This window comes from Proteus vulgaris, from assembly GCF_023100685.1.
Lineage (GTDB): Bacteria > Pseudomonadota > Gammaproteobacteria > Enterobacterales > Enterobacteriaceae > Proteus.
Map to the genome: position 1 here is coordinate 4,364,320 of NZ_CP090064.1, position 23,225 is coordinate 4,387,544.

The following is a 23,225-nucleotide window of genomic DNA, read 5'->3' on the forward strand; positions in this document are numbered from 1 at the left end:
GATCTTTCACTTTATTTATATTTATGACCACAGTTTACCTAGTGTGTAATCCCATTCTTGTGGCTTAATCGGAATGCGCCCTGCATTTGGAGTAAAGGTCATTTCGCTAAATATAAGTCTATTTTCAGACATTAAAAAATCAACACGGCAATAATTAAAGTTATCAGCCATTTTTGTGGCTAACTGCAACATTTTTTCAAATTGGATTGGTTTTTCAACTGGTTCTGGCGTGTTGGGATCTTCTAATGTGAAGGGTTGTAGCCGCCAGTCTGTATCATACACATTTATATACTCATTTCCTTTGGTGTCAGAGATATCAATCTCGGCATAATGAGGTTGACCATGAAAGCAATGAATACGACAAGTTGTTGGGATCATTGGGCTTTGTGTATTGAATAAATCAATATATTCTTCACAAAGAATTTGAGGTTTTATATTTTTGTAGTGCCATTCTCGCGTTACTGGATAGAGGTTACGTTTTAAATGAAAATGGAGTTTTTTCTTTGCTTTTTCAAAATCAAAGGTTGATTTATCAAGGCATATCACTGTACTTCCGCTGTCATGATTGCATTTTAATACAAAGCGTGGAGGGAGTTGAGAGATATCTATTTCATCAGGGTATGAATAAGTTTTAATAATAGGAACAAGATAAGATGGGCCTATTTTATCTATCACATAGTCTCTCACTTTAATCTTATCTGCTAAACGCGTATAAATTGGATTTCTATCAAATAACATACGTGCATTGATTTTTTCATTAAGTGATGTTGGTATTTTAAAATTAGGTTGATAACCTAAATTACGAATAAACTTATTCTTTAAATACACACGATCAGGTAATGCGATAGTACGAAATTGTTTGAAATAATATTCTATAATTTTCATAAGCTAATTTATATATGTGTTTATTTTTTATATTAAGAAATAATTAAATTTATATTAAAGGAGTATTAATTTAGCAATGTAGTGGTAAGGTTTTAAATGAGTAATATAAAAACAATATCTATTTTTAATTTTTATTAACATGGATATCAATACGTCAACATAGAGAGTATTGGCTGGAATTATTTTAAATTAATATAAAAATAGCGACATTAAGAGATAATTAATAAACGTAAAGATTGATTAAGAATATATTAATTAGGCGACCACTTGGTTATATGAATAGGTTTATCCCAGTTATTAAAGCGTAATCCTTTGCCAGTTCTATTTCCGTGAGCATCTAATATTTCATAGTATTCTTCAACGATTTGACTACGACCACGTTGCCATTCATTGGTTGTTGCAAAAGGATCGATTAAATAGATATCACCGACAACGGTATATAGCTCACCTAAATAGCGAATTTTTTTTGTACTGCTATTTGAATAATGAGAAAACATAATTTGGTAGGTTTTATAGTGTTCAGGTTGACCATAAGGGCCATATTTCATTGCAATATAACGAATGCCTTGATGATCAGAGTGGTTTGTACCACCAGGAACAGGCATATCAGGGGTGATATTAAAAAGAGTATACCGAGAGCTTGCCGTAGGTTGTCTTAATGCTTGTCGATAGCTTTGTGTATCAAGCCCTGTGGCGTTCCATGTTCTGTCCACCAGTCCATTTCCTGCAAAACAGGAAACAGAGGATCCTAATAATGAAAGAATTATAAATAGGAACTTAGCAAACATAAATACTCCTTTATTGCCATTATGATGCCAGAAAATAAGGTATCTATTCCGTGAAACAGAGATGTAGAACCCGGTTATTTCTTGCTGTAACCCCTATCGATTCCAAATGGTTATTTAAAAGAAAAAATAAGTGATTGTATTTTGAGCAAAAAATACGTTTTTATAATGAGAGAATATGAGAGTTAATAGGTGAAAACGTATGAATACATTCCAAACATTGCGTGTCGCGACAGTACAGTTTCAACATAAGGCGAACGATAAAACTAATAATTTAGCGAAAATTCATCAGTTTATTGATAAAGCGGCGACTGAAAAGGTAAATATTTTAGTTTTTCCTGAAATGTGTATTACGGGGTATTGGCATGTTCCTAAATTATCAGATCAATCAGTGTATGCATTAAGTGAAAGAATTTCGGATAGTAGATCATTAGCATTAATAAAACAAAAAGCGATAGAGCATCAGATGGCGATCGGTGTTGGGTTAATCGAACGGGATGAAGATAACTCTCTTTATAATACATGGGTTGTTTGTATGCCTGATGGTTTATTACATAAACATCGTAAATTACATGCCTTCGAACATCCGATCATCAATAGTGGTGAGCAATACACTGTATTTGATACCCCTTGGGGGATCAAAATGGGGATACTCATTTGCTGGGATAATAATTTGGTTGAAAATGCGCGAGCTAATGCATTATTAGGTGCTGATATTTTGCTAGCACCTCATCAAACGGGAGGCACAAATTCATGTAGCCCATATAGCATGAAGCCCATTCCTATGGCTCTTTGGAAAAATAGACATCAAGATCCACAATCATTACAAGATGCTTTTCAAGGAGAGCATGGACGAGGTTGGTTAATGCGTTGGTTACCAGCAAGAGCCCATGATAACGGGATGTTTGTGCTCTTTAGTAATGGAGTTGGGCGAGATGAGGAAGAAATTCGCACAGGTAATGCGATGATTATTGATCCTTATGGGAGGATCGTAAAAGAAAGCTGCGCCATTAACGATGATATGGTAATTGCCGATATTGACCTTACATTATTAGAAAACTCTACAGGAAGACGCTGGCTAACAGGGCGAAAGCCTGAACTGTATTCGATTTTGACAACGACATTTGGTAACGAGCAAGATCCTATTTCGGTGCGATTTGGTAAAGCATAATTTAATAAAAAAACAGCTCACATTTTGTTAGCTGTTTTTGTTTTGGCTAGAGAATAATCTCAAAGAAAGATAGAACACTTTATTTATCAGCTTGTTGGTCTTGGTTATTAATTTTATTTATTTATTCTATGATAGAATAATAAAAGGAAAAACTATGTGGGATTAATGATTAATCATGGATACTCGTTTATTGAACGCATTTGTTGTACTGGCTGAAACTGAACATTTTGGTGAAGCATCAGCAAGGCTTTGTATTAGTCAGCCTGCACTCACTAAACAAATAAAAACATTAGAATCTCAATTGGGTATTACTCTTTTTCAACGTGGGCGCCAAGGTGCAAAACTTACCCTAGAAGGGCAATATTTACTCAATCAATGTCAATCAGTATTAAGAGAAGTTTATCTTTTAGAAAAACAGGCTCGCCAATTAATTGAGCCTCAAAAGATCGAGCTTTATGCTGGGTTTGGTTTGTCATCATTAAGTTTTATTACCCCTTTATTGGCTAAGTTTAAGCAAGATTATCCAGATATTACGGTTCATATTGATGATATGCCCTCTAATATAATGGAAGAGAAATTACTTTTAGGGGAATTGGATTTAGCTTTTTCACGTTTGCCGATTTCTGAGCCATTAAAAGGTCTCCAATTAGCACAAGAGAGACTAATGTTAGCTGTTCCAATACAAAATATTACGGTATTAGAGGTGGATGATAATCCATTACACTATTTTGAGACGCTTGGGCTTATTCAACTTGTGCCTGAAAAAGGAAAAAAGCTTTATCAGCAGATCCATGATTTTTTAAAATATCATCAAATAAAGCCTCGAGTATTACAACAATCACAAGATATTCAAACACAATTGGCGTTAGTTGCAGCAGGTTTGGGGGTAGCTCTTGTTCCTAAAAGTGCAGAACTTATCTGTGATAAACAAAAAGTAACACTATTACCGCTTTCTGGTTTATATACACAATGGGAAATAGGTATTATTTGGAATAATAATATTAAAAATAAAGATCGTGATCTTCTTATAAATATAATTTCTTAGGGAATAAATAAAATCTGATGAATGAAAATAATTTTTAATTTTAGTGATGATTATATTTTCAATATATAACCTTATAGTAAAGATAAAACACCTAATAAATATTAATTAGTTTTAAAACAAAGTGATTTAATTAATTGCGAGATTGCTCACAAAAAATAACATAAAATAATAATGACTTTTTAACGTGTTTTAATAAAAAGTTAAATTAAAACATCATATTAAATTTATCTCCCTGACATAAATAAGGCTAATTAAAATCATTGTTATTAAAAAGAGTTATTTACAATGAAAGAGATTTATTTAATATAGTTCACCGACAACACAGCAAGCTTTATATTCGCCAGTGAAGTTGGAAAGATAAAATATAATTATCCCTGTAAGTGGCTACTTATTATTTTATTTATAATAAGTAGCCACACCCTCTAATGAATAATATGGAAATTATTATGAAAAAACTGAATAAAATAACTTGTGCGTTATTCGTATTAATGGGCACACATGCGGTGCAAGCTGAAATTCATTCTAATCAAAGCGGACCTTTAAACATCATGACAGTGGGAGCAAGTGATGCTGTTCAATACGGCTCTCATCAAATGCCTGGTGGAGAGCCGGGAGTTGGTATTAGCACAGTAGGAGGCGGGAAAAAAATTGGTTTTGCTTCGTTAACATCAGCAAGGATGAGTGGTGGAGCGGATAGTAATGGGATTTATACAGTCCAATCCAATCATCAACATAGTGATATGGGTGTTTTCCATTTTGCCAAAATTACTGATGCTAATGTCTATTTTGGTGACTGGGCAAAAACAACATCAACGACAGATGCGACACACCAAACCTATTATATCGGTAAAGATGTTACAACCACATTACCAACAGATAGCGCTACTTATACGGTAACGGGTATTAGTCAATATAGCGGCAGTAACTTACTGACTGGTACGTTTGATGTTGATTTTTCACAGAAGAAAATCGAAGGTTCGCTGACTAATAGTCAACGTACAGTTGATTTAGCAGGAGGAAATCTTTATACCGCAAATAATCAAGTGACGTTTTCTGCAGATGCAAATGAAGGGTCAACATCAGGGGTTGTTGAAGGCGCTTTCTTTGGTGAAAGTGCAGAGGCGTTAGCAGGTATTGTGGTGTTTAGTTCAGATCATAAAAAAGACATTAGTTTTGGTGGTACGAAAAATAGCAGTGACAGTGAATAAATGACAGCAGCATGGATGCTTCTTGATTTTTTCAAAAAAGATATTATAAATTTGTCTGGTAATACAATCGGTTAATTCTTTTAAAGTGGTATTAGTGGTCATTATGCTAAATGTTAGCAACAGATAATCTGGTATAGGGTTATCTGTTTTTTTTTATCTAAATTAAGCCGATTTAAAGGAATTGTTCTTTTGTTTTTATAAGGATATACCATGAATTATTATCGACCTTTAATAAGAGGGTTATTGGCTTTATTGCTTATTTTATTTTCATTTAATGGGAGTGCAAAAGAGAGCCGTGACAAGCCATTTTATTATCTTGAAACAACGAATACAGCTGAAATTGGTCAGCAACTTTATCACTATTTGCAACAACAACAGTGGCAAAAAGCAGAAAGATTATTGCTTTATTATCAACAACAACCCCAACATGAAGTATTACTTGTTAATTACGCAAAGGCGTTATTGGCACAAAATAGAGGTGATTTTTTAAACGCTGAATTTTATTATCAGCAACAACTTAAGCAAAAATCCGATTTTATCCCAGCCCAAACAGGATTAATTCAACTTTATTTTCATTTACGAGAATATAAAAAAGCACAGCAACAACTTAATCAACTGAGCAATATCGTTGATTTATCTAAAAATATTATCCAGTCTATTGAGTTTTATAAGGTTAAGTTAGCCTCTTATTTTCAAGGCCAACGTTTCTATCAACTTGGCTTTTTTTATGATGATAATATTAACCATGCACCTTACTTATCTGAAAAAATTATTTCTCAATCAACCCAAGGAAAAACGACGCTAAGAGGTGCAAAACCTATTGCATCTACAGGAATTACTCATTATTTTTCTTTTTATCAACCTTTTATTATTTATTCTCATCATACTTTTTCTTCTTATACTTATGCTCGATATATAGATTATCATTCTCACCGTAACGCCAATTTTTTTGCATTATATACACAACTGGGTTATCGCTATCAAAAACCGCAATATCAGTGGTCAATAACACCTTATTACGAAATAAAATCATCACGGGAACAATATGAATATCAAGCGTGGGGAAATGAAACACAGTTTTCTTATTTTATTAATAAAAAGCAAACTATTAATTTAAGTTTTGATTATAAAATAAAGAAATATCAAAAAGCGTTAAATAATTTAAATAGTAAGCGAGTAAGTTATAGTACTTACCATAACTATTATTTTAATAATAAAATGCAGTTAGTTAATCAATTAAATTATCAGTTAGATCGTAAAAAAAATACTTTATTAAATTATCAGCTGTATGGTATAAAAACTGGCGTTTATTATCCATTGTCAGTGAATTGGCATATCTCTCTTTTTTTACAGTATCAATTTAAATATTTTAATAACTATAACCCTTTATTAAAAAAGAGAAGGAAAGATAATGGTTTTATTTTTACAGCTAATATTAAAAATAAATCACCTTTTATTTTAGGGTTTTATCCCACAATAGAATTACGTTATACCCGAAGATTAAGCAATGTGGATTGGTTATATCAATATCAGCAACATGAAGTGTTATTTAAATTAGAAAAACAATTTTAATTAAATAAATAACTTCTTTTATTAATTGAATAGGTAAAACAATGCATGTAATGCTTTTTAGAAAGCGGAAAATTGTTTCAATCTTCGTTTCTCTATCACTATTTTCTCCTTGCTTTTATCTGCAAGCCAAAGAAGATAAAACCGATCTTGGTCATATTCAGATTTCTGATAATAAAGAAAAAGATAAACAAGGTTATTCACAAGTTTATGAGAAAGATGTTTCTAATGTTTATTTAGGAAAAGAGCTATTAGAGCGTTATCAAGGCGTTTCTCCTGCTGATTTACTAAAAAGTGCCATTGGCGTTTATAGTGGTGAAGCGCGTAATGGTGGGGCGCTTGACCCAAATATTCGGGGTATTCAAGGGCAAGGTCGAATACCCGTGACTGTAGATGGGACTGAACAGGCAATTACTGTTTATCGAGGTTATAGTGGTGCATCTAATCGTAATTATATTGATTCTAATCTGATTAGCAGTATCTATATTGAAAAAGGTCCCTCATTAACACCTGATATGAAAACGGGTATTGGTGGGGGTATTGCAGTAAAAACTTTAGATATTCGAGATATTGTGCCTATAGGTGATTCTTTTGGGATTAATTTTAAAGGAGATATTAGTAATAACTCCACACGATATAAAGAAGTCTATTTAGATATGCTCGGAGATTATCGCAATTATCCTTATTTCTATCATCATGGTTCAAGGGTCGTTGATCCTGCTTTAGAAATAACCCCTCAAAAAAATAAAGATTGGAATTTTCATGACCATTCATTTCGACTTGGGGTTGGTTTTGAAGAAGAAAAATTTAATTTATTATTTGCTTATGCATTACGAGAAAAAGGAAATTATTTAGCAGGAAAAAGAAATACAAAAGCTTATCTAGAAACGGATGATATGAAGGCAATCCATTCTATTGATTATAAATTAAGGCTAACGCCTTATGTTCCTTTTATTGCTCATATTTATCGTCCTGGAAATGAAGTCCCTAATACCTCCAGTCGTAATCGTTCCTTTTTAGTAAAAGGAACATTATTCCCTGAATCAACACATCGTTTTTCAATTAACTATCGATACACAGACTTACTGTTTGGCGATATTATGCCTCTGAGATTAGAGTGGGCTCGTTACGAAAAAAATGTCGTGACTCAATGGCCACTAGCAACGATTAATCAACAGGCGGGAATATTAACTTATCAGTGGAAACCAGAAGATAAGCAAGCGGATTTTCTGTTACGTTTATGGGGTAATTTAACTTCAGGGCATACGAATACTCGTGGTGGTGAACCCAGAGTCTCAATGGAGATTGATTATGACGAAAGGTATTTATCTAAATGGGATGCAAAAGTAGATACCCATTTTATTGATACAGCTTCTCTTTATCAAAAAAATAACCGCTATGGTGTGGATTTATCTTCTATATTTAAATTATCACCTCAATTTTCTATTTCATTTTCCAGTAATTATCAGTTTGAAAAATTAGACAGTGATGAATTGGAAGTACCTACAGGGCTTGATTTTGTTACCGCCGGGCGAGCAGGGCAGCGTCATGAAATTAATTTAGCCCTTTCCACAGATTGGAAGCCACTTTCTTGGTTAGCCATTACTGCGGGTGGGAAATACCATTATTATCATTTAACAGATACTTTTTTAAATAATAAGCGAAGGAATAACGTAAAAGGTTATGAGAAAACTCCCTCTATTAGAGGATATATAGTAAGTTATAAAAGAACATTGACACAGGAAGAGTGTTATTTAGTTGGCACTCTATGTGGAATTACGGAACAACAGTTACCAGAAAAATATAAAAGAGTAATAAGAGATCCTGAACTTAGAGAAAAAAGAAGGATAGTACAAGCGTATAAATTAACTCATCCAGAGTATGAAAAACTACCTGATAATATAAAAAAAGAAATTAATCGTAAAATAAAAATCTCAAAACAAATGCATTTTGAAAATAGAACATATCTCCGTGATGAGAATGGAAATGTTGTTTTCAACTCTACTACTATGAGACCAATGAAAACAGAGTTATTATATTGGGGTTTTGATGAATATGGAGAGTTATTAAAAAGCAATAATATTTTGTTAAACGGTTATATTAATATTAATGAAAAAGTACCTGATCCAATTACAGGTGAATTAGTTAATAAATATGAAATGGGCGTTTCTAATCCAATACCTATTTATCTTGATGATGATAAAGATAGTTTTGCACCAGAGGCCAGCTATCATCATGGCGCATTTTCACCCTTAGTGTCTGCGACGGTATATGCCAACGATATATTGCGTTTTTATGGACGTTATACTGAGCAGCTACGGTTACCCAGTTTATTTGAAGATACCAGTGGTTTTTCTGGGTCAAAAGCGCGTTATTACGGTTTTAAATTAAAACCCGAGCGTGCGAAAAGTACAGAATTTGGGGCTGTTTTCGATTTGACAGATTGGCTAAATGTTGAGCGCCATGCTGATATTAAAATAAATTATTTTCGTACCAATATTGAAAATGTGTTTGATAGAGATGCGAATTGGCAAATTAGGCAATTTGAAAAGCAAATATTAGAGGGGTTAGAGGTTCAAGCTCGCTTTGATAATGGCTTTATTTTTATGGATACGGCTTTAGTTTATAGCCATAAAAATAAAGTATGTGATAAAAATGCCTTTAGTAACTACGATCCTTCAGGGTTATTAGGTGTTAAACAATGTATGACGGGGGGTTATCCCGGTGGTTTTTTACGTACTTCTATCCAACCTAAATATTCGGTTAATTTACATTTAGGGACTCGTTGGTTCGACAATAAATTAGAAATTGGTAGTCGTTGGCTTTATTCATCAGAAGTGGAAAATAAAGATGAGAAATGGCTAAAAGAAAAATTACCGAGTCAGATGTATGGCAGAAATAATAACCCAATGCGTTGGGCAAAAGTCTTTACCGTTGATGCTTATATTAACTATCAATATAGCCCTAATTTATCTTTTGAAATAACAGGCAGTAATTTATTAAACGAATATTACATTGATCCTTTAACGCGATCAGGTATGCCTGCACCCGGAAGAACATTCCGATTAGGTGTGACAGCACAATTTTAATTAAAAGAGAGTAAGGAGCTTTTATTTATGTTGGCACTTTCTGTCAGGCATCCGTTTAATATTTATTATTGGCTGATTGGCATATCGTTAGTTTATATCGGCGTATTAAGTTGGGTGTTGCGTTCACTTTCTATGACAGAAAGTGCACACCATATTCATCAGCAACAAGAAAATACATTATCCGTTTACCAAGTGGTATTTTCATCACCTCAACAATCTACAGTGGTGCCTGAGCCGATTGAAAAAATTGAACCTCAAGACAGCGCCATTGTTTTACCAAGTTCAGAAAAAGGGGAGTTTGTTGAAGCACCAAAAAAAACACCTGAAAAAATAAAAGAAAAGCCCATACCTCTAAAACCAATTACACCCGTAAAAAAACAGGTGGTGCAAGAAAAAATAGAGCCGACAAAACAGCGTGATTTAGAAAGCCAAATAGCGCAAACAGCTTCAGAAGCCTCGGCAGAAAGCTTAACGCAACATACGGCAAGCTCGTTAGCAGGAAGAAGTCATGCGTTAAGCGAGAAAGGAATAGGGCAAGGTGAATCTGACAATCACTATATTAGTTCACTGCGCCGAGAAATAGAGCGTCATAAACGCTACCCATCACAAGCTCGTCGCATGCAACATGAAGGTCAGGTGGTGGTGAGTTTTTCACTAACATCAGAAGGTACAATTTCAAGGGTTGAGATAGAAAGTACCTCAGGTATTTCTTCTCTTGATAATGCGGCTATTGCTGCGGTTAAACGTGTAAAGCCCATAGGCCCTAAACCTGAAAACCTATTGAACCCTTTAATTGTCTCATTAGATTTTCAATTAAATTAGTGAGCTAGCGAAAGCACTTAAGTTGAATTTAGACTTAAGTGCTTTTTTATAAAGTTGTTTTTTGTGCACTCATTCGCATTTTTCCAATTACAAGCACATAAATGTTTGTTGTTAATGATATTGATTATGATTAACATTAATAATTATATTTATTATTTAAAGTAAAGCTTGCTTACTTGGAAATTAGTTATGTTTAAATCCGCTGTTTCTACTACCTTTTTTTTCCTTTTCTCTCTCTTTGTTAATACCGCTAGCGCTTCTGATGTGGGTGCAGATAGTGAATCTTGGCCTCGTACATTTACTAGCGTGGATGGTTCTAAAGTTGAAATAAAAGCAAAACCACAACGTATTTTATCTGCATCGGTTTCTATCACAGGGACATTACTCGCAATGAAAGCCCCCGTCGTTGCAAGTTCAACCGCAGCAAATGGGCAATATTTTGCTCAATGGGATAAAGTGGCAAAAGAAAGAGCGGTTGAAAAATTATGGTCAGCAGGCAGTGTTTCATTAGAGATGGCTTATCTTTATTCACCTGATTTAATCGTTGTTTCCGTAAATGGTGGTGATACGGTTTATCCACAAGTTGAACAATTTCAACAAATCGCGCCGACTATTGTTTTAGATTACGGCAAACAGAGTTGGGAAAGCTTGGCTTTACAATTGGCACAAGCGACAGGCCAAGAAAAAGAGACGGATATACTATTGCAGCATTTTGCAAGCTTAGTAAAAGAAGGGAAAGAGGCGCTACAACTGCCGGAAGGTCAGGTCAATATTATCTCTTATTTTGGTGCTGGTACTGTTAATCCCGTTTCATTACCTACCAGTCCTCATGCAGTACTATTACAACAACTCGGTTTCACCATTGAAAGTGCAGATCTTGCTTGGCAACCGAAAGATAAACCCGTTTCAGATTTTGTGTGGGCTCAATATGAGCATTTAACACAACTCACTGCACCTACAACGTTTCTATTAAGTGGAACCGCTAAAGAAGCCGATATATTTATGGCTGATCCTATTCTTGCAAATCTGCCTTCTGTTAAAAATAAGCAAGTTTATGGTTTAGGTGCAAACTCGTTTCGTATTGATTATTACAGCGCGCAAGAAATTATCAGTGATATGGTCGCGCGTTTTAGTCAGCATAAGTAATAACGTATGTTTACTTCTCACCACAGCATAAAGTGGGGAATAAGAGGCGCTATTCTCCTATTGTTCTTTTTTGCACTATTAAGCTTATTTGTTGGAAGCAGGCATGTTTCTATGTATACAACATGGCAGGCTTTTGCCAATTTTGATACGACAAATAGTGAGCACTTATTAGTACGTTATCTACGTTTTCCTCGCACATTATTAGCAATAGTGATTGGCGTTGCATTAGGTGGAGCAGGAACGTTAATGCAAGCTTTAACACGTAATCCACTTGCCGATCCGGGGCTGTTTGGCATTAATGCTGGAGCAATGGTGGCGATCGTCTCTGTTATTGCATTAACGGGGATCACTGATGTCACTATTTATATGTGGTTTGGTTTATTAGGGGCATTCTGCGCGGGTGTTGGTGTTTATCTTCTTGGTGGTGTAAGACACGGACTTAATCCTGTGAGAATGGTGCTTGCAGGTGTTGCCCTTTCTGTCGTTTTACTCGCTATTACTCAACTTGTTACGGTCAATAGTGATGAACGTGTTTTTGATCAATTCCGTCATTGGGTTGTGGGTTCATTGCAAGGGCGTAGTTTCGATGTTCTGTACCCAATTACTGTGTTGGTTGTGATTGGAAGTGTGATTGCTTACTCGCTAACACGCTCGTTAGATATCGTGACATTAGGTGATGATATTAGTCATGCGTTAGGTGCAAACCAAAAACGAGTTTGGCTATTGTCGGCATTTTCAATAGTTCTTCTTGCTGGAAGTGCTACCGCAGCGGTTGGCCCTATTAGCTTTTTAGGCTTAACAGCCCCTCATTTTGCTCGTCGTTTAGTCGGTGCTGAATATCGGCGGATCTTACCCATGTCGATGTTAATTGGTGCGTTAGTCATGCTGATGGCAGATTGTTTAGGGCGATTAATCGGTACACCAGGCGAAATTAGTGTCGGTATTATGATTTCACTGATTGGTGGGCCTTTCTTTATTTATCTGGTTAAACGTTGGCGGATCATTACATTATGAAACCTAAAAATAATGAGATTATCTGCCAATTGGGTACATGGTCTTGGCACTTCTCTCTTAAAGATATCGTCATCGCTTTTATCTTGTTTTTATTGGTGATTTCTCTCGCCTTCTTTGCACTGACAACGGGCAAGTTTCCCATCGAGTTTTCTACATTAATAGATATTGTTGTCGGGCAATCAGAAGGTGGTATCAAAGAGAAAATTGTCATGGATATCCGTTTGCCTCGTCTACTTACTGCTATGGGGGTTGGAGCTGCATTAGGTATTTCAGGCGCTATTTTCCAGTCGATCTCTCGTAATGTTTTAGGTTCACCGGATGTTATTGGTTTTACAACAGGTGCAGCAACAGGGGCATTACTTCAAATCATTATTTTTAATGGCACGGTTGTGGATATCGCTATTTCTACATTAATAGGCGGAATGGCAACGGCGCTAATTGTTTATCTACTGTCATTAAAAAATGGTGTTATGTCTGGTTACACCATGATTTTAATCGGTATTGGCGTCGGTGCCATTTTACATGCCTTTAATAGTTTATTGTTGGTAAAAGGCAATATTGATAATGCCATTATGGCTAATCTTTGGCTTGCTGGTTCACTAAACGCTCGTACTTGGCAGCATGTTTACCCTACTTTTATCGGTTTACTGCTGCTTGTTCCCCTTATTGTTTTTTATGGTAAATCACTCACTTTAATGGAAATGGGCGATGATATGGCCCAACAATTGGGCGTCAATGTTGGCCGAGTAAGATGGGTGATGATTTTTAGTGCTGTATTACTCGCTTCATTAGCGACTGCCAGTGCAGGGCCGATTGCTTTTGTTGCACTCGCGGCACCTCAATTAGTGATCCGATTAAGCCACTCAGGAAAGCTACCCATCGTCGGCTCTGCATTAATGGGAGCACTTCTTTTGCTTTCTGCTGACGTATTGTCACAACGCCTACCTATTGATGTCACGATGCCAGTAGGTTTAATGACGGGTGTTATTGGTGGACTTTATTTGTTGTGGTTACTGACAAAAAAACAGAGAACTTAAAATAATAATAAAGGAAATAAATATTTAATAACTTAAGGATAAGTCATGGGATGGTCGCCAGAAAGACTAATTAAACGTTTGGGATGTAATGTGGGTATTTTATAAATCGTCTAATGGCATGCTCTATGGCATGAAAGGTATAGACTTATGTCTACTGTTCTTACACTACGCGCTAAAAAAGCCACAATAACAACACTAGTGCAAACGGCTTTATTAGGAACTTTATGTATTGCTGTTCCTAATGTAAATGCACAAGAAATAGAAAAAACATCAACGTCACAAGATAACAAAAAACACGACGAAAAAGTGGATGTGTTAATTGTAACTGGTGAAAAACTCAATAAATCTATCTATGACACAGGCTCGAGTGTCACGGTTTATGATGCGAAAAAAATAGAAGCCACACCGAATGCAGATGTGAACACCTTACTGCAAATGACACCGAATATTGTTGATAACGGAAACAGCAATGCTTTACCTGCTATTCGTGGTGTTGATGGCTCAGGGCCAGCTCAAGGTGCTATTGCTTTCCTCGGTGGTACTCGACCTAGAGTTAATTTCTCTGTTGATGGGCGCTCATTTACCTATAACGAATTTGGTTATGGTGCTCAATCCTTGTGGGATGTGAATACGGTTGAAATTTTCCGTGATCCACAAAGTTATGTGCAAGGCCGTAATGCTATTGCTGGTGCAATTTTGGTTAAAACTCAAGACCCAACATTCTATTGGGAAAATGCAGTAAAACTGGGTGCAGGTCAGCAAGATCTTCGTGAATATGCAGTCATGACTTCTGGGCCACTGATTGAAGATAAATTAGCGTTTCGTTTTACCGCAGAAAGACAAGAGCGTGAAAGCTTTGTGCATATGGATAAATATTCACCAACGGGTGATCCGCGCGATATCCATTCCAATACATTCCGTGGGAAACTACTTTATGACTCTTTAGATAATCCTGATTTTAAGGCCAAGCTAACAGTTAGCCATCTTGATAGTCGATCACCGCAAAATGAAGCCAATATGGCAAGTAATTTAGCGCCAAATGCCCCTTCACGTTTTCGTCCTGTGATTAAACGTAAAACAACCAGTGGTATTTTAAATACTACATGGGAAGCGAATGACAATTTAAGTGTTGAAAATACACTGATTTATACTGATTTTTCAACACGTCGCCTAACGGAAGCACAAAGCCCTCGTGCAGATATTGATGCTAAAGAGTTTGAATTTGAACCTATGCTCCGTTTTAAAACGGACAGTGAAGCATTAAGCGGGATTTTTGGTTTACGTTATTTCCACGCCAAACAAGATGAATTTGTGAATATCTTTGGGGGTAGCTATTTTGATGATAAAACAGAAACGGCTTCCGCTTATGGTTCATTAACTTACGCACTATTTCCTGAAATTGATGTCACGTTATCAGGACGTTTTGAACGAGAGCACCACACTCGTAATGGGGGAAGTGCGGCTGTTGCTATCGATTTTGATGAAACCTATAACACCTTCTTGCCTAAAGCTGATATCGCATGGAAACCGGGTGTGAATCAAACCGTCGGTTTTGCTGTCGGTCGAGGCTATAACGGTGGTGGCGCAGGTGTGACGATTGGTAAGCCAATTGTCACTTATGTTTATTCTCCAGAATATGTGTGGAACTATAGCCTTTATACACGTAATAGCCTGTTGGATAACAAGTTAAGTGTGATGACAAACTTGTTCTACAACGACTATAAAGATATGCAACTGCCATTCTATTTAGGACCAAACTCTTCCACTATTCGTAATGCGAAAAAGGTTGAAACTTACGGTGCCGAATTAACAATTGCTTATCAACCAATAGACTCGCTTGAATTAAATACAGGTGTTGGTTTATTAAAAACTAAAATCAAAGATTTTGGTAACAGTGGTATTGAAGGGAAAGAATTAGCTCGAGCACCAAGTTATACTGCGAATGTCGGTGCTAAATATCAATTAACTCAGGCGATGGATATTAGCGGTAATGTTCAGTTCTCGGGAGATTATTTCTCGAATGCAAATAATGCAGATAGCGGCAAAGTAGATAGTTTTTGGTTAGCTAATTTACAGCTTGGCTATAATTTTAAATGGGGTAGAACGACGTTATTTGCTCAGAATTTATTTGATTCTGATAAACGAATTCTTATTCCAGATAATAATAAAGATACTGCCATTTATCAGCGTCCTCGTATGGTTGGTGCTTCAGTAGAAGTTCGTTTCTAAATATAAATCACAGCAAAGGGTGATGCTAATTTATCACCCTTATTTTGCTTAATGTGATCATTCAATAAAAAGATAATGTTATGCATAATAGCCGATTACAGACACACAGTTTAAAGTTGGGATATCAGCAGACAACAATTTGCCAAGATATTTCGCTTTCTATTCCTGATAAAAAGGTCACTGTCATTATAGGTCCCAATGGTTGTGGTAAATCAACGCTACTGCGTAGCTTGTGCTGTTTATTAAAACCATTATCAGGCCATGTTTCATTAGATGCTCAGCCTTTAACGTCATTACCGACTAAAAAACTCGCTCGTCAAATCGCGTTATTACCACAAACGATGCAAGCACCTTCTGGGATCACTGTGGCTAATTTAGTCGCAAGAGGACGATTTCCTCATCAAAGTTTTATGCATCAATGGAGCCGAGAAGATAAGTTAGCCGTAGAAACGGCAATGAAAGAGACTGGAATTGTGGAATTTGCAGATAAAACAGTGGATTCGTTATCTGGCGGTCAACGGCAACGTGTTTGGGTGGCGATGATATTGGCGCAACAAACTGAGATTTTACTGCTAGATGAGCCAACAACATATTTAGATATTGCTTATCAAATTGAGTTACTCAATATATTTCGAAAACTTAATCAGCAGCAAGGACGCACTGTCGTTGCTGTTTTACATGACTTAAACCAAGCGTGTCGTTATGCCGATAATTTAGTGGTGATGGTGAAAGGAAAAATCATTGCGCAAGGAGAGCCAAAATCTATTATCAATCAAGCGTTAATCAAACAGGTTTTTGATTTGGAATGCCAAATTATTCCTGATCCTGTTGTTGGGACACCGATGATTGTGCCTTGCTAACTATATAACCAACTATATTGCTGGCTATATAGCTAAGAAATAAAAAAGCGGCTTTAGCATAACTAAATACCGCTTTTAGATTTGAGTTAGCATAAACAAATTACGCTGTTTTTGGCCATTTGTTGGCAACCCAAAGTCCACTCATTTTCATCGAATACCCAAATAGAACGCCAACGATTAATGAAGGGATGGTTTGATAGAGATCCCCTTGAGCGGCAAATATAGTACATGCTCCAATAAAGGTGCCGGGAATATAAGCGAGTAGTGCACTTTTAGCTTGAATACACATCACAAAGGCAATAACACCAGTGACAGCATAGCCAAAAATAGAAATATCACTAAAGACTTGGCTACCATAAATAATCGCCAATGCCCAAATCACGCCACTCATAATGGTAGCCATGGTGACAGCTAATCCTTTAATACCTTCTTTAGGATAAGCAAAATAGGCGGTACAACCCAAAAAGCCAGCCCAGCTTAATAAATCAAATTGATTAGCAACAAATGCCCAAATGGCAGAAAGAATGCCTGTTGTCAGCGCAGTAAAATAAAGCGTTCTCACGGTAGACTCTTAAATATAAGGGGGATATTTACCCAGTTAACTAAAAACGAAGTTTAGCATTGTCATTGACTGGTTTTCTATATTTAGATCATTAAAAAGCACCATTAATAATGGTATTAATACGTGTTAGATATATTGATCTTTATTCAAGATAGAAAAAGTAAAAAGTAAACGATTGCGTAATCAGTTTTATTTATTAAATGTAAAAATAAATATTTTAACTAAGTATTATTTATTGATATTTAATTTATTATTATTCTTCAATAATATGAATATAAAGAGTGCGGAGAGAATAAGGACAATTGTTCTCGGTTTCAATTAGTGTAAAACCATGTCTTTCATAAAGTTGAACTAGATTTTTATTATTTTCGCATTCTAATATAATGATCCTACCACCAATAAGGGCTTTTGCTTCTGATAAGACAGCATAAATCTCATTCAAGATTAACTTTAAAGAAATAGAGTTATTTATTATAGATGTGTTTTTCCCAATTTGACCAATAAGAAAAGCTTTAATTCTTTCAGCTTTTTTAGAAATTCCATCGAGTTGTTGTATTTTTGTTTTACTTATTTTTGCATTATCAAGAATAAGTTCTTTAAAGGATAAAGAGAAGTAAGCAAGAATTTCACCATTATCATTTAATATTAAATAGGTTCGTGCATTATTAGTTTGCTCAAATCTTATTGCTTTAGTAGAAGAAGTTAAAAATTTCTCAACATCACAATTTAAATTATTAGAAAAACTACTTAAGAGTTTAATTGTTGTTTCTTTATCAAACTCTTTTAGTAGTTTTCCAAGTTGGACAATCGTTGTTTTAATAACGCAATTCCTTGTCTATTTTCTGTTTCGTAATTCCGTTTTACTATTTTTATATGTCGAGGATAACTTAAAGCATTCTGTATAAGTTCAATAGACTGTTTGTCCTTAACAATAAAATTTTTGCTAAAAGAAGTCGTGGCCATAGATATCTCCTATGATTTTCTTTCCGGAAAATATAGCAATGTTGATTAGTATAAACAAAGATTAATTGTTTGAAAAATGAACTACAAGGAGGAGTAAAACTATCACTTAATTATTAAAAAACGACTATAGTGTGTAAATCGAACTCTACCTGCCATAACCGTTAAATTGAAAGTTACACGGTATAGCAGGTAAGATTTAGTGGTTACTTCCCGATACAGAAACTAGAGAAAATACGACCCAATAAGTCATCTGAGGTAAATTCACCGGTGATCTCACTTAATGCTTGCTGAGCCAGTCTTAACTCTTCTGCCAACAATTCACCGGATTTTGCATAAACCAGTTGTTCATGGCCTTGCTGTAAATGTTCTGCAGCGGTATTTAATGCCTGTAAGTGGCGGCGACGAGCCAAGAAACCACCTTCAGTATTACTATTAAAGCCCATTGCTTCTTTTAGGTGGGAACGAAGTAACTCAATACCCATTCCATCACGAGCAGATAAGCGGATCATCGGGTAGTTACCTTGTGCCGTGATCTCGGCATTCTCACCGGTTAAATCTGATTTGTTACGAATAACAGTAACAGGCAAGGTGTCTGGCAAACGTGCCATAAATTCAGGCCAGATATCTTCAGGCGCTGTTGCATCGGTTGTGGTGCTATCAACCATAAATAGCACTCTATCTGCTTGTTCAATCTCTTTCCAAGCTCGTTCAATACCAATGCGTTCAACCTCATCACTGGCCTCACGTAAGCCTGCAGTGTCGATAATATGCAAAGGCATACCATCAATATGAATATGCTCACGTAATACATCACGAGTTGTACCAGCGATATCCGTGACAATAGCCGCTTCTCGACCTGCTAATGCATTTAATAGGCTTGATTTACCCGCATTTGGACGACCTGCGATCACCACTTTCATCCCTTCACGTAACAAGCTACCTTGGCGAGCTTGAGCACGAACATCATCTAATTCAGCAATAACGGTATTAAGTTTTCCTTCAATGATACCGTCAGAAAGAAAATCAATCTCTTCATCAGGGAAATCAATAGCCGCTTCAACATAGATACGTAGATGAGTTAACGACTCTACCATCTCGTTAATATGAGAGGAAAATGCACCTTGTAATGAATTAATTGCTGAACGTGCTGCTTGTTCTGAGCTAGCATCAATTAAATCAGCAATCGCTTCTGCTTGTGCTAAATCGAGTTTGTCATTTAAAAATGCACGTTCAGAAAATTCCCCAGGGTTTGCAATACGCACACCAGGAATTTGTAAAATACGTTTTAGTAATAAATCTAGAATAACGGGGCCGCCATGGCCTTGTAGTTCTAGAACATCTTCACCTGTAAATGAGTTCGGATTAGGGAAGAAAAGGGCGATACCCTGATCAAGTACTGAGTTGTCATCATTGCGAAATGGCAGATAATCAGCATAACGAGGTTTAGGCAACTTACCTAGAACGGTTTGTGCCACAAGAGCCGCTTTTGGGCCAGAAACGCGTAGGATACCAACACCGCCTCTTCCCGGAGGTGTGGCCTGAGCGACGATAGTATCAGTGCTATGCATGGTGTACTCGCTTAATCAGAATAATCATATCAATATAAAAAACAGAAGGCGGTCATTGTAGACCGCCTTCGCTATTTTATGTCACTTTCCTTTGAATGTAACCAAGGAAGAGGTTTTTCCTCATGTGACCTTATTTTTTGTCTCTGCTGTGTAAGCCACGTTTTTCCAGACCGCGGTAAATTAACTGCTGCTGGATAATGGTCACTAAGTTACTGACGATATAGTACAGAACCAGACCTGATGGGAACCACAGGAAGAATACGGTAAACACAACCGGCATAAAGGTCATGATTTTTTGTTGCATCGGATCAGTTACTGCTGTTGGAGACAGTTTCTGAATGACGAACATCGTTACACCCATTAATAATGGCAGGATGTAGTATGGGTCTTGCGCAGACAAGTCTTGGATCCATAACATAAATGGAGCATGACGTAATTCAACTGAGCCCATCAGCATGTAATACAACGCAAGGAAGATTGGCATCTGGATAATCAGTGGTAAACAACCACCCAGAGGATTCACTTTCTCTTGTTTGTATAACGCCATCATTTCTTGGCTCATACGTTGTTTGTCATCACCAATACGTTCACGCAGAGCAGCCAGTTTTGGTTGCAGTAAACGCATTTTCGCCATGGAGGTGTACTGCGCTTTGGTCAGCGGGTACATGATACCACGAACGATAAAGGTGATCATGATGATGGAGAAGCCCCAGTTACCGATAAAGCTGTGAAGGAATTTCAACAGTTTAAACAGTGGTTGAGAGATAAACCATAACCAACCGTAGTCTACAGACAGGTCTAAATGTGGCGCGATAGCGGACATTTCAGACTGAATTTCAGGGCCAACCCATAATGTAGAGGTGATGTCAGCTGTACTATTTGGTGCAATAGTGACAGGTGCTGATTTATAACCAATCAGAGCAATGGATTTGTTTTCTAAAGTAATTGAGTAGAAGTTATTGTTCTGACTATCTTTAGAAGGAACCCATGCTGTTGCGAAGTATTGTTGTAACATCGCAACCCAACCATTATTCGTGGTTAGAGATAAGTTTTTATCTTCGATATCACCAAAACTATATTTTTTATAGTTGGTTTCATCTGAGGAATATGCCGCACCACGATAAGTGTGTAGCGCAAAGTTGCTGCTACCAGTATCACGGCTTTCTGGCAATTTAACAGATTGTTTTAACTGACCGTAGAAGTTCATTGTCAGTGTTTTATCTGTTGTATTCTCAATTTTGTATTCAATACCGATATCGTACTGACCTTTTTTCAGAATAAAGGTTTTGACGAATTTTACGCCTTCTTCATTCACAAAAGTCATAGGTACACGTAATTCATCCTGGTTTTCACCAAGTACAAATTCGTTTTTATCAGCAGTATAAACTGGGCGAGATTTCTGATCTGGACCATCTGGGCCAATTAAGCCGCTTTGAGCCTGATACAGGAATTGAGGTGTAGTTTCCAGTAAACGGAAAGGTGTCTGTGAATTAAGCTCGGCGGGATAGGCTAACAAATCAGCCTCATCGATTGTACCGCCCTGAGTATTGATACTAAGATCAAGTACATCAGTTTTTACGGTAATCAATTTTGCCTGCTCATTGCTGTTACCAGTTACAGCAAGACTATCACTACTTGGCATGTCCGCTTGTTGCGAGATCTGAGTAGTAGTGGTGGTGTTTTGTGAAACTTTATCACCCTCCCACTGCTGCCAGATCAGGAAAGAAACGAACAGCAAAGCGATGAATAGAAGATTGCGTTGCGAATCCATCGTTAATTTTCTCTGTTATCGTCGTTTTTTCTAGGTGGGACAGGATCATCACCACCTTCGTGTAAAGGGTGGCATTTTAATATGCGTTTCACTGTTAACCAACTACCTTTTATCATTCCAAACCTGCGCAATGCCTCAATTCCATAATGAGAGCACGTAGGATTAAAACGACAACGAGGCCCCAACAGAGGACTAATCCCCAGTTGATAGCCCCTAATCAGCAAGATCAGGACTTTTGAGCCAAGCGACAATGACGACGCCATAATTTACCCAACACTTCCGTCAATTGGTGGTTATCAAGTTCAGCAACCCCTTTTCTTACTAATAACACAAAATCCATCGGCGGTAATTCATGCTGATGTAAACGAAAGTATTCACGGGCCAATCGTTTAATACGATTGCGCTCATGAGCACGTTTAACGTTTTTCTTTGCGATTGTTAGACCGATGCGGGGATGCCCCAGCTCATTCTGGCGACCCAAAATAGTAACTTCTGGTGAACTCGCGCGTTGTGGCTGCTGGAAAACAAAATTGAAATGCTTGGGAGTTAACAAACGTAACTCCCTTGGAAAAGCGAGCTTAACCACGGAATGGTTAGCTTTTATTATTTCGAAGAAACGGTCAGACGAGAGCGGCCTTTCGCACGGCGGCGAGCCAGAACCTGACGACCATTTTTAGTGGCCATACGAGCGCGGAAGCCGTGGTTACGGTTGCGCTTCAGTACAGACGGTTGAAAAGTGCGTTTCATGGCGATTTCTACCTACTTAATATAATTACTGATTCAGCAAATGCGTTGACAGACAGGCGTGCAATAAATAAACAAACCGGTACTTCAATCGCAGCATCAATGATGGAAAGATGCGGGATTGTAATAAAATCACTCAAATGCGTCAATCAAGATGACGCTTTAAGTACCGATTTTTGTCGTCTTTTTTAGCAAACCCGATAATCAATCCTGACTTATGCGCAACGAGTACGCTTATTAGCGACCTAAAAGAGAGCCTTAATAAGTGACTTTGTTGGTACAAGCACGCAGGGTGCAAGATTATACGGACTCATGGTGAAAGCGCAAGGATCTTTGGTGGATCAAGTGAGAGATATTTGATCACTTACTATAAGAAGGAGAGATTTATGCAAAGAGAAAGTTATCCCCAATTGCTATTTATAGGGCGACTCAAGTACACTAGAACGCCTTTGCATATTTCATTTGGTGAATTATCACAAATCATCAAGCCTGTGGATAAAAACCATAAAAACTGTGCAAAAGAAAGAGGATCTTCGTTTCATTTTGCGATATGATCCCCCGTCACGATCAGAATAGCCAGTCTGCGATCGTGAATCACGATGTAAATAAATCGTTGTCACCAAGAGTTGTTCCTTATTAAGAATTGAAGAGGAACGATGTTGTGCACTTTGTGTTTAAGCACGCTGTGTTTAGCTACATTGTACAACTGCATTTTTCCTGTTTATTTTTTAGTCTTGTTTTTTTAGGGGAGTCCGCC

At 36.8% G+C, this 23,225-nt stretch carries 21 protein-coding genes; 12 read left to right on the plus strand and 9 right to left on the minus strand.

All coding sequences use genetic code 11. The features are described from left to right. Positions 1 to 21: 21 nt before the first annotated feature. Positions 22 to 885, minus strand: coding sequence for an ATP-grasp fold amidoligase family protein (locus tag LW139_RS20460; RefSeq protein ID WP_247850449.1), 864 nt, complete (start codon positions 883 to 885; stop codon positions 22 to 24). Positions 886 to 1,136: 251 nt separating this feature from the next. Then, positions 1,137 to 1,673 (minus strand): UmoA family flagellar biogenesis regulator, encoded by a 537-nt coding sequence (gene umoA, locus LW139_RS20465; RefSeq protein WP_166539266.1) that lies wholly within the window; start codon positions 1,671 to 1,673, stop codon positions 1,137 to 1,139. Positions 1,674 to 1,872: 199 nt separating this feature from the next. Here umoA and LW139_RS20470 point away from each other — a divergent pair, with 199 nt between their 5' ends. The 11 genes from LW139_RS20470 (at position 1,873) to LW139_RS20520 (ending at position 16,860) form a co-directional block, all read left to right on the plus strand. Continuing rightward, a complete protein-coding gene (locus LW139_RS20470; protein WP_166539267.1) occupies positions 1,873 to 2,841 on the plus strand; it encodes a nitrilase family protein in 969 nt (322 codons plus the stop codon). A 175-nt stretch (positions 2,842 to 3,016) separates the two neighbouring features. Then, positions 3,017 to 3,886, plus strand: coding sequence for a LysR family transcriptional regulator (locus LW139_RS20475; RefSeq protein ID WP_247850450.1), 870 nt, complete (start codon positions 3,017 to 3,019; stop codon positions 3,884 to 3,886). A 446-nt stretch (positions 3,887 to 4,332) separates the two neighbouring features. Continuing rightward, positions 4,333 to 5,094 carry a Slam-dependent surface lipoprotein gene (locus tag LW139_RS20480; protein ID WP_247850451.1) on the plus strand — a complete coding sequence of 254 codons (762 nt, stop codon included), beginning with the start codon at positions 4,333 to 4,335 and terminating at the stop codon, positions 5,092 to 5,094. A 210-nt stretch (positions 5,095 to 5,304) separates the two neighbouring features. Beyond that, positions 5,305 to 6,666 (plus strand): surface lipoprotein assembly modifier, encoded by a 1,362-nt coding sequence (locus LW139_RS20485; protein WP_247850452.1) that lies wholly within the window; start codon positions 5,305 to 5,307, stop codon positions 6,664 to 6,666. A 41-nt stretch (positions 6,667 to 6,707) separates the two neighbouring features. Continuing rightward, on the plus strand, positions 6,708 to 9,752 hold the full coding sequence (locus LW139_RS20490) for a TonB-dependent receptor domain-containing protein (RefSeq protein ID WP_247850453.1): 3,045 nt from the start codon (positions 6,708 to 6,710) through the stop codon (positions 9,750 to 9,752). A 27-nt stretch (positions 9,753 to 9,779) separates the two neighbouring features. Then, on the plus strand, positions 9,780 to 10,574 hold the full coding sequence (locus LW139_RS20495; RefSeq protein ID WP_166539272.1) for an energy transducer TonB: 795 nt from the start codon (positions 9,780 to 9,782) through the stop codon (positions 10,572 to 10,574). 189 nt (positions 10,575 to 10,763) lie between these two features. Continuing rightward, positions 10,764 to 11,720, plus strand: coding sequence for a Fe2+-enterobactin ABC transporter substrate-binding protein (gene fepB, locus LW139_RS20500; RefSeq protein ID WP_247850454.1), 957 nt, complete (start codon positions 10,764 to 10,766; stop codon positions 11,718 to 11,720). A 111-nt stretch (positions 11,721 to 11,831) separates the two neighbouring features. Beyond that, positions 11,832 to 12,734 carry a FecCD family ABC transporter permease gene (locus LW139_RS20505; protein ID WP_247850455.1) on the plus strand — a complete coding sequence of 301 codons (903 nt, stop codon included), beginning with the start codon at positions 11,832 to 11,834 and terminating at the stop codon, positions 12,732 to 12,734. Next, the gene (locus LW139_RS20510) at positions 12,731 to 13,771 is read left to right on the plus strand and encodes a FecCD family ABC transporter permease (protein ID WP_247850456.1); all 1,041 of its coding nucleotides are present in this window, start codon (positions 12,731 to 12,733) and stop codon (positions 13,769 to 13,771) included. The genes LW139_RS20505 and LW139_RS20510 overlap by 4 nt, the downstream gene beginning before the upstream one ends. A gap of 147 nt (positions 13,772 to 13,918) precedes the next feature. Further along, positions 13,919 to 16,000, plus strand: a complete 2,082-nt coding sequence (locus LW139_RS20515) for a TonB-dependent receptor (RefSeq protein WP_166539276.1) — start codon at positions 13,919 to 13,921, stop codon at positions 15,998 to 16,000. Positions 16,001 to 16,080: 80 nt separating this feature from the next. Further along, complete coding sequence (locus LW139_RS20520) at positions 16,081 to 16,860, plus strand: ABC transporter ATP-binding protein (protein WP_166539277.1); 780 nt, start codon at positions 16,081 to 16,083, stop codon at positions 16,858 to 16,860. A 100-nt stretch (positions 16,861 to 16,960) separates the two neighbouring features. Here the strand turns inward: LW139_RS20520 and LW139_RS20525 are convergent, their stop codons facing one another. The 7 genes from LW139_RS20525 to rpmH form a co-directional block, all read right to left on the minus strand. Further along, positions 16,961 to 17,422: a DUF1097 domain-containing protein gene (locus LW139_RS20525; protein ID WP_166539278.1), complete on the minus strand. Its 462-nt coding sequence runs from the start codon at positions 17,420 to 17,422 to the stop codon at positions 16,961 to 16,963. A 783-nt stretch (positions 17,423 to 18,205) separates the two neighbouring features. Further along, entirely contained in the window at positions 18,206 to 18,385 is a 180-nt protein-coding gene (locus LW139_RS20530; RefSeq protein ID WP_088494147.1) for a hypothetical protein, read from the minus strand. Positions 18,386 to 18,588: 203 nt separating this feature from the next. Further along, positions 18,589 to 19,953: a tRNA uridine-5-carboxymethylaminomethyl(34) synthesis GTPase MnmE gene (gene mnmE, locus LW139_RS20535; RefSeq protein WP_109409832.1), complete on the minus strand. Its 1,365-nt coding sequence runs from the start codon at positions 19,951 to 19,953 to the stop codon at positions 18,589 to 18,591. Positions 19,954 to 20,083: 130 nt separating this feature from the next. Then, on the minus strand, positions 20,084 to 21,724 hold the full coding sequence (gene yidC, locus LW139_RS20540; protein WP_109409833.1) for a membrane protein insertase YidC: 1,641 nt from the start codon (positions 21,722 to 21,724) through the stop codon (positions 20,084 to 20,086). A gap of 2 nt (positions 21,725 to 21,726) precedes the next feature. Beyond that, positions 21,727 to 21,987, minus strand: a complete 261-nt coding sequence (yidD, locus tag LW139_RS20545) for a membrane protein insertion efficiency factor YidD (RefSeq protein ID WP_072070482.1) — start codon at positions 21,985 to 21,987, stop codon at positions 21,727 to 21,729. Then, positions 21,951 to 22,310 (minus strand): ribonuclease P protein component, encoded by a 360-nt coding sequence (gene rnpA / locus LW139_RS20550; RefSeq protein ID WP_071788569.1) that lies wholly within the window; start codon positions 22,308 to 22,310, stop codon positions 21,951 to 21,953. Before rnpA ends, yidD begins: the two co-directional genes overlap by 37 nt. Before the next feature lie 17 nt (positions 22,311 to 22,327). Further along, positions 22,328 to 22,471: a 50S ribosomal protein L34 gene (rpmH, locus tag LW139_RS20555; RefSeq protein WP_036933424.1), complete on the minus strand. Its 144-nt coding sequence runs from the start codon at positions 22,469 to 22,471 to the stop codon at positions 22,328 to 22,330. Positions 22,472 to 22,854: 383 nt separating this feature from the next. On the opposite strand from rpmH, the gene LW139_RS20560 reads away from it, so the two are divergent. Next, the gene (locus LW139_RS20560; RefSeq protein ID WP_162557025.1) at positions 22,855 to 23,022 is read left to right on the plus strand and encodes a hypothetical protein; all 168 of its coding nucleotides are present in this window, start codon (positions 22,855 to 22,857) and stop codon (positions 23,020 to 23,022) included. The last annotated feature ends 203 nt before the right edge of the window (positions 23,023 to 23,225 follow it).

What these genes read in the sequence shown, in the direction of transcription:
- LW139_RS20460 (WP_247850449.1), bottom strand. Translation starts at nt 885, where the DNA reads ATGAAAATTATAGAATATTATTTCAAACAATTTCGTACTATCGCATTA.
- umoA (WP_166539266.1), bottom strand. Translation starts at nt 1,673, where the DNA reads ATGTTTGCTAAGTTCCTATTTATAATTCTTTCATTATTAGGATCCTCT.
- LW139_RS20470 (WP_166539267.1), top strand. Translation starts at nt 1,873, where the DNA reads ATGAATACATTCCAAACATTGCGTGTCGCGACAGTACAGTTTCAACAT.
- LW139_RS20475 (WP_247850450.1), top strand. Translation starts at nt 3,017, where the DNA reads ATGGATACTCGTTTATTGAACGCATTTGTTGTACTGGCTGAAACTGAA.
- LW139_RS20480 (WP_247850451.1), top strand. Translation starts at nt 4,333, where the DNA reads ATGAAAAAACTGAATAAAATAACTTGTGCGTTATTCGTATTAATGGGC.
- LW139_RS20485 (WP_247850452.1), top strand. Translation starts at nt 5,305, where the DNA reads ATGAATTATTATCGACCTTTAATAAGAGGGTTATTGGCTTTATTGCTT.
- LW139_RS20490 (WP_247850453.1), top strand. Translation starts at nt 6,708, where the DNA reads ATGCATGTAATGCTTTTTAGAAAGCGGAAAATTGTTTCAATCTTCGTT.
- LW139_RS20495 (WP_166539272.1), top strand. Translation starts at nt 9,780, where the DNA reads ATGTTGGCACTTTCTGTCAGGCATCCGTTTAATATTTATTATTGGCTG.
- fepB (WP_247850454.1), top strand. Translation starts at nt 10,764, where the DNA reads ATGTTTAAATCCGCTGTTTCTACTACCTTTTTTTTCCTTTTCTCTCTC.
- LW139_RS20505 (WP_247850455.1), top strand. Translation starts at nt 11,832, where the DNA reads ATGTATACAACATGGCAGGCTTTTGCCAATTTTGATACGACAAATAGT.
- LW139_RS20510 (WP_247850456.1), top strand. Translation starts at nt 12,731, where the DNA reads ATGAAACCTAAAAATAATGAGATTATCTGCCAATTGGGTACATGGTCT.
- LW139_RS20515 (WP_166539276.1), top strand. Translation starts at nt 13,919, where the DNA reads ATGTCTACTGTTCTTACACTACGCGCTAAAAAAGCCACAATAACAACA.
- LW139_RS20520 (WP_166539277.1), top strand. Translation starts at nt 16,081, where the DNA reads ATGCATAATAGCCGATTACAGACACACAGTTTAAAGTTGGGATATCAG.
- LW139_RS20530 (WP_088494147.1), bottom strand. Translation starts at nt 18,385, where the DNA reads ATGGCCACGACTTCTTTTAGCAAAAATTTTATTGTTAAGGACAAACAG.
- mnmE (WP_109409832.1), bottom strand. Translation starts at nt 19,953, where the DNA reads ATGCATAGCACTGATACTATCGTCGCTCAGGCCACACCTCCGGGAAGA.
- yidC (WP_109409833.1), bottom strand. Translation starts at nt 21,724, where the DNA reads ATGGATTCGCAACGCAATCTTCTATTCATCGCTTTGCTGTTCGTTTCT.
- yidD (WP_072070482.1), bottom strand. Translation starts at nt 21,987, where the DNA reads ATGGCGTCGTCATTGTCGCTTGGCTCAAAAGTCCTGATCTTGCTGATT.
- rpmH (WP_036933424.1), bottom strand. Translation starts at nt 22,471, where the DNA reads ATGAAACGCACTTTTCAACCGTCTGTACTGAAGCGCAACCGTAACCAC.
- LW139_RS20560 (WP_162557025.1), top strand. Translation starts at nt 22,855, where the DNA reads ATGCAAAGAGAAAGTTATCCCCAATTGCTATTTATAGGGCGACTCAAG.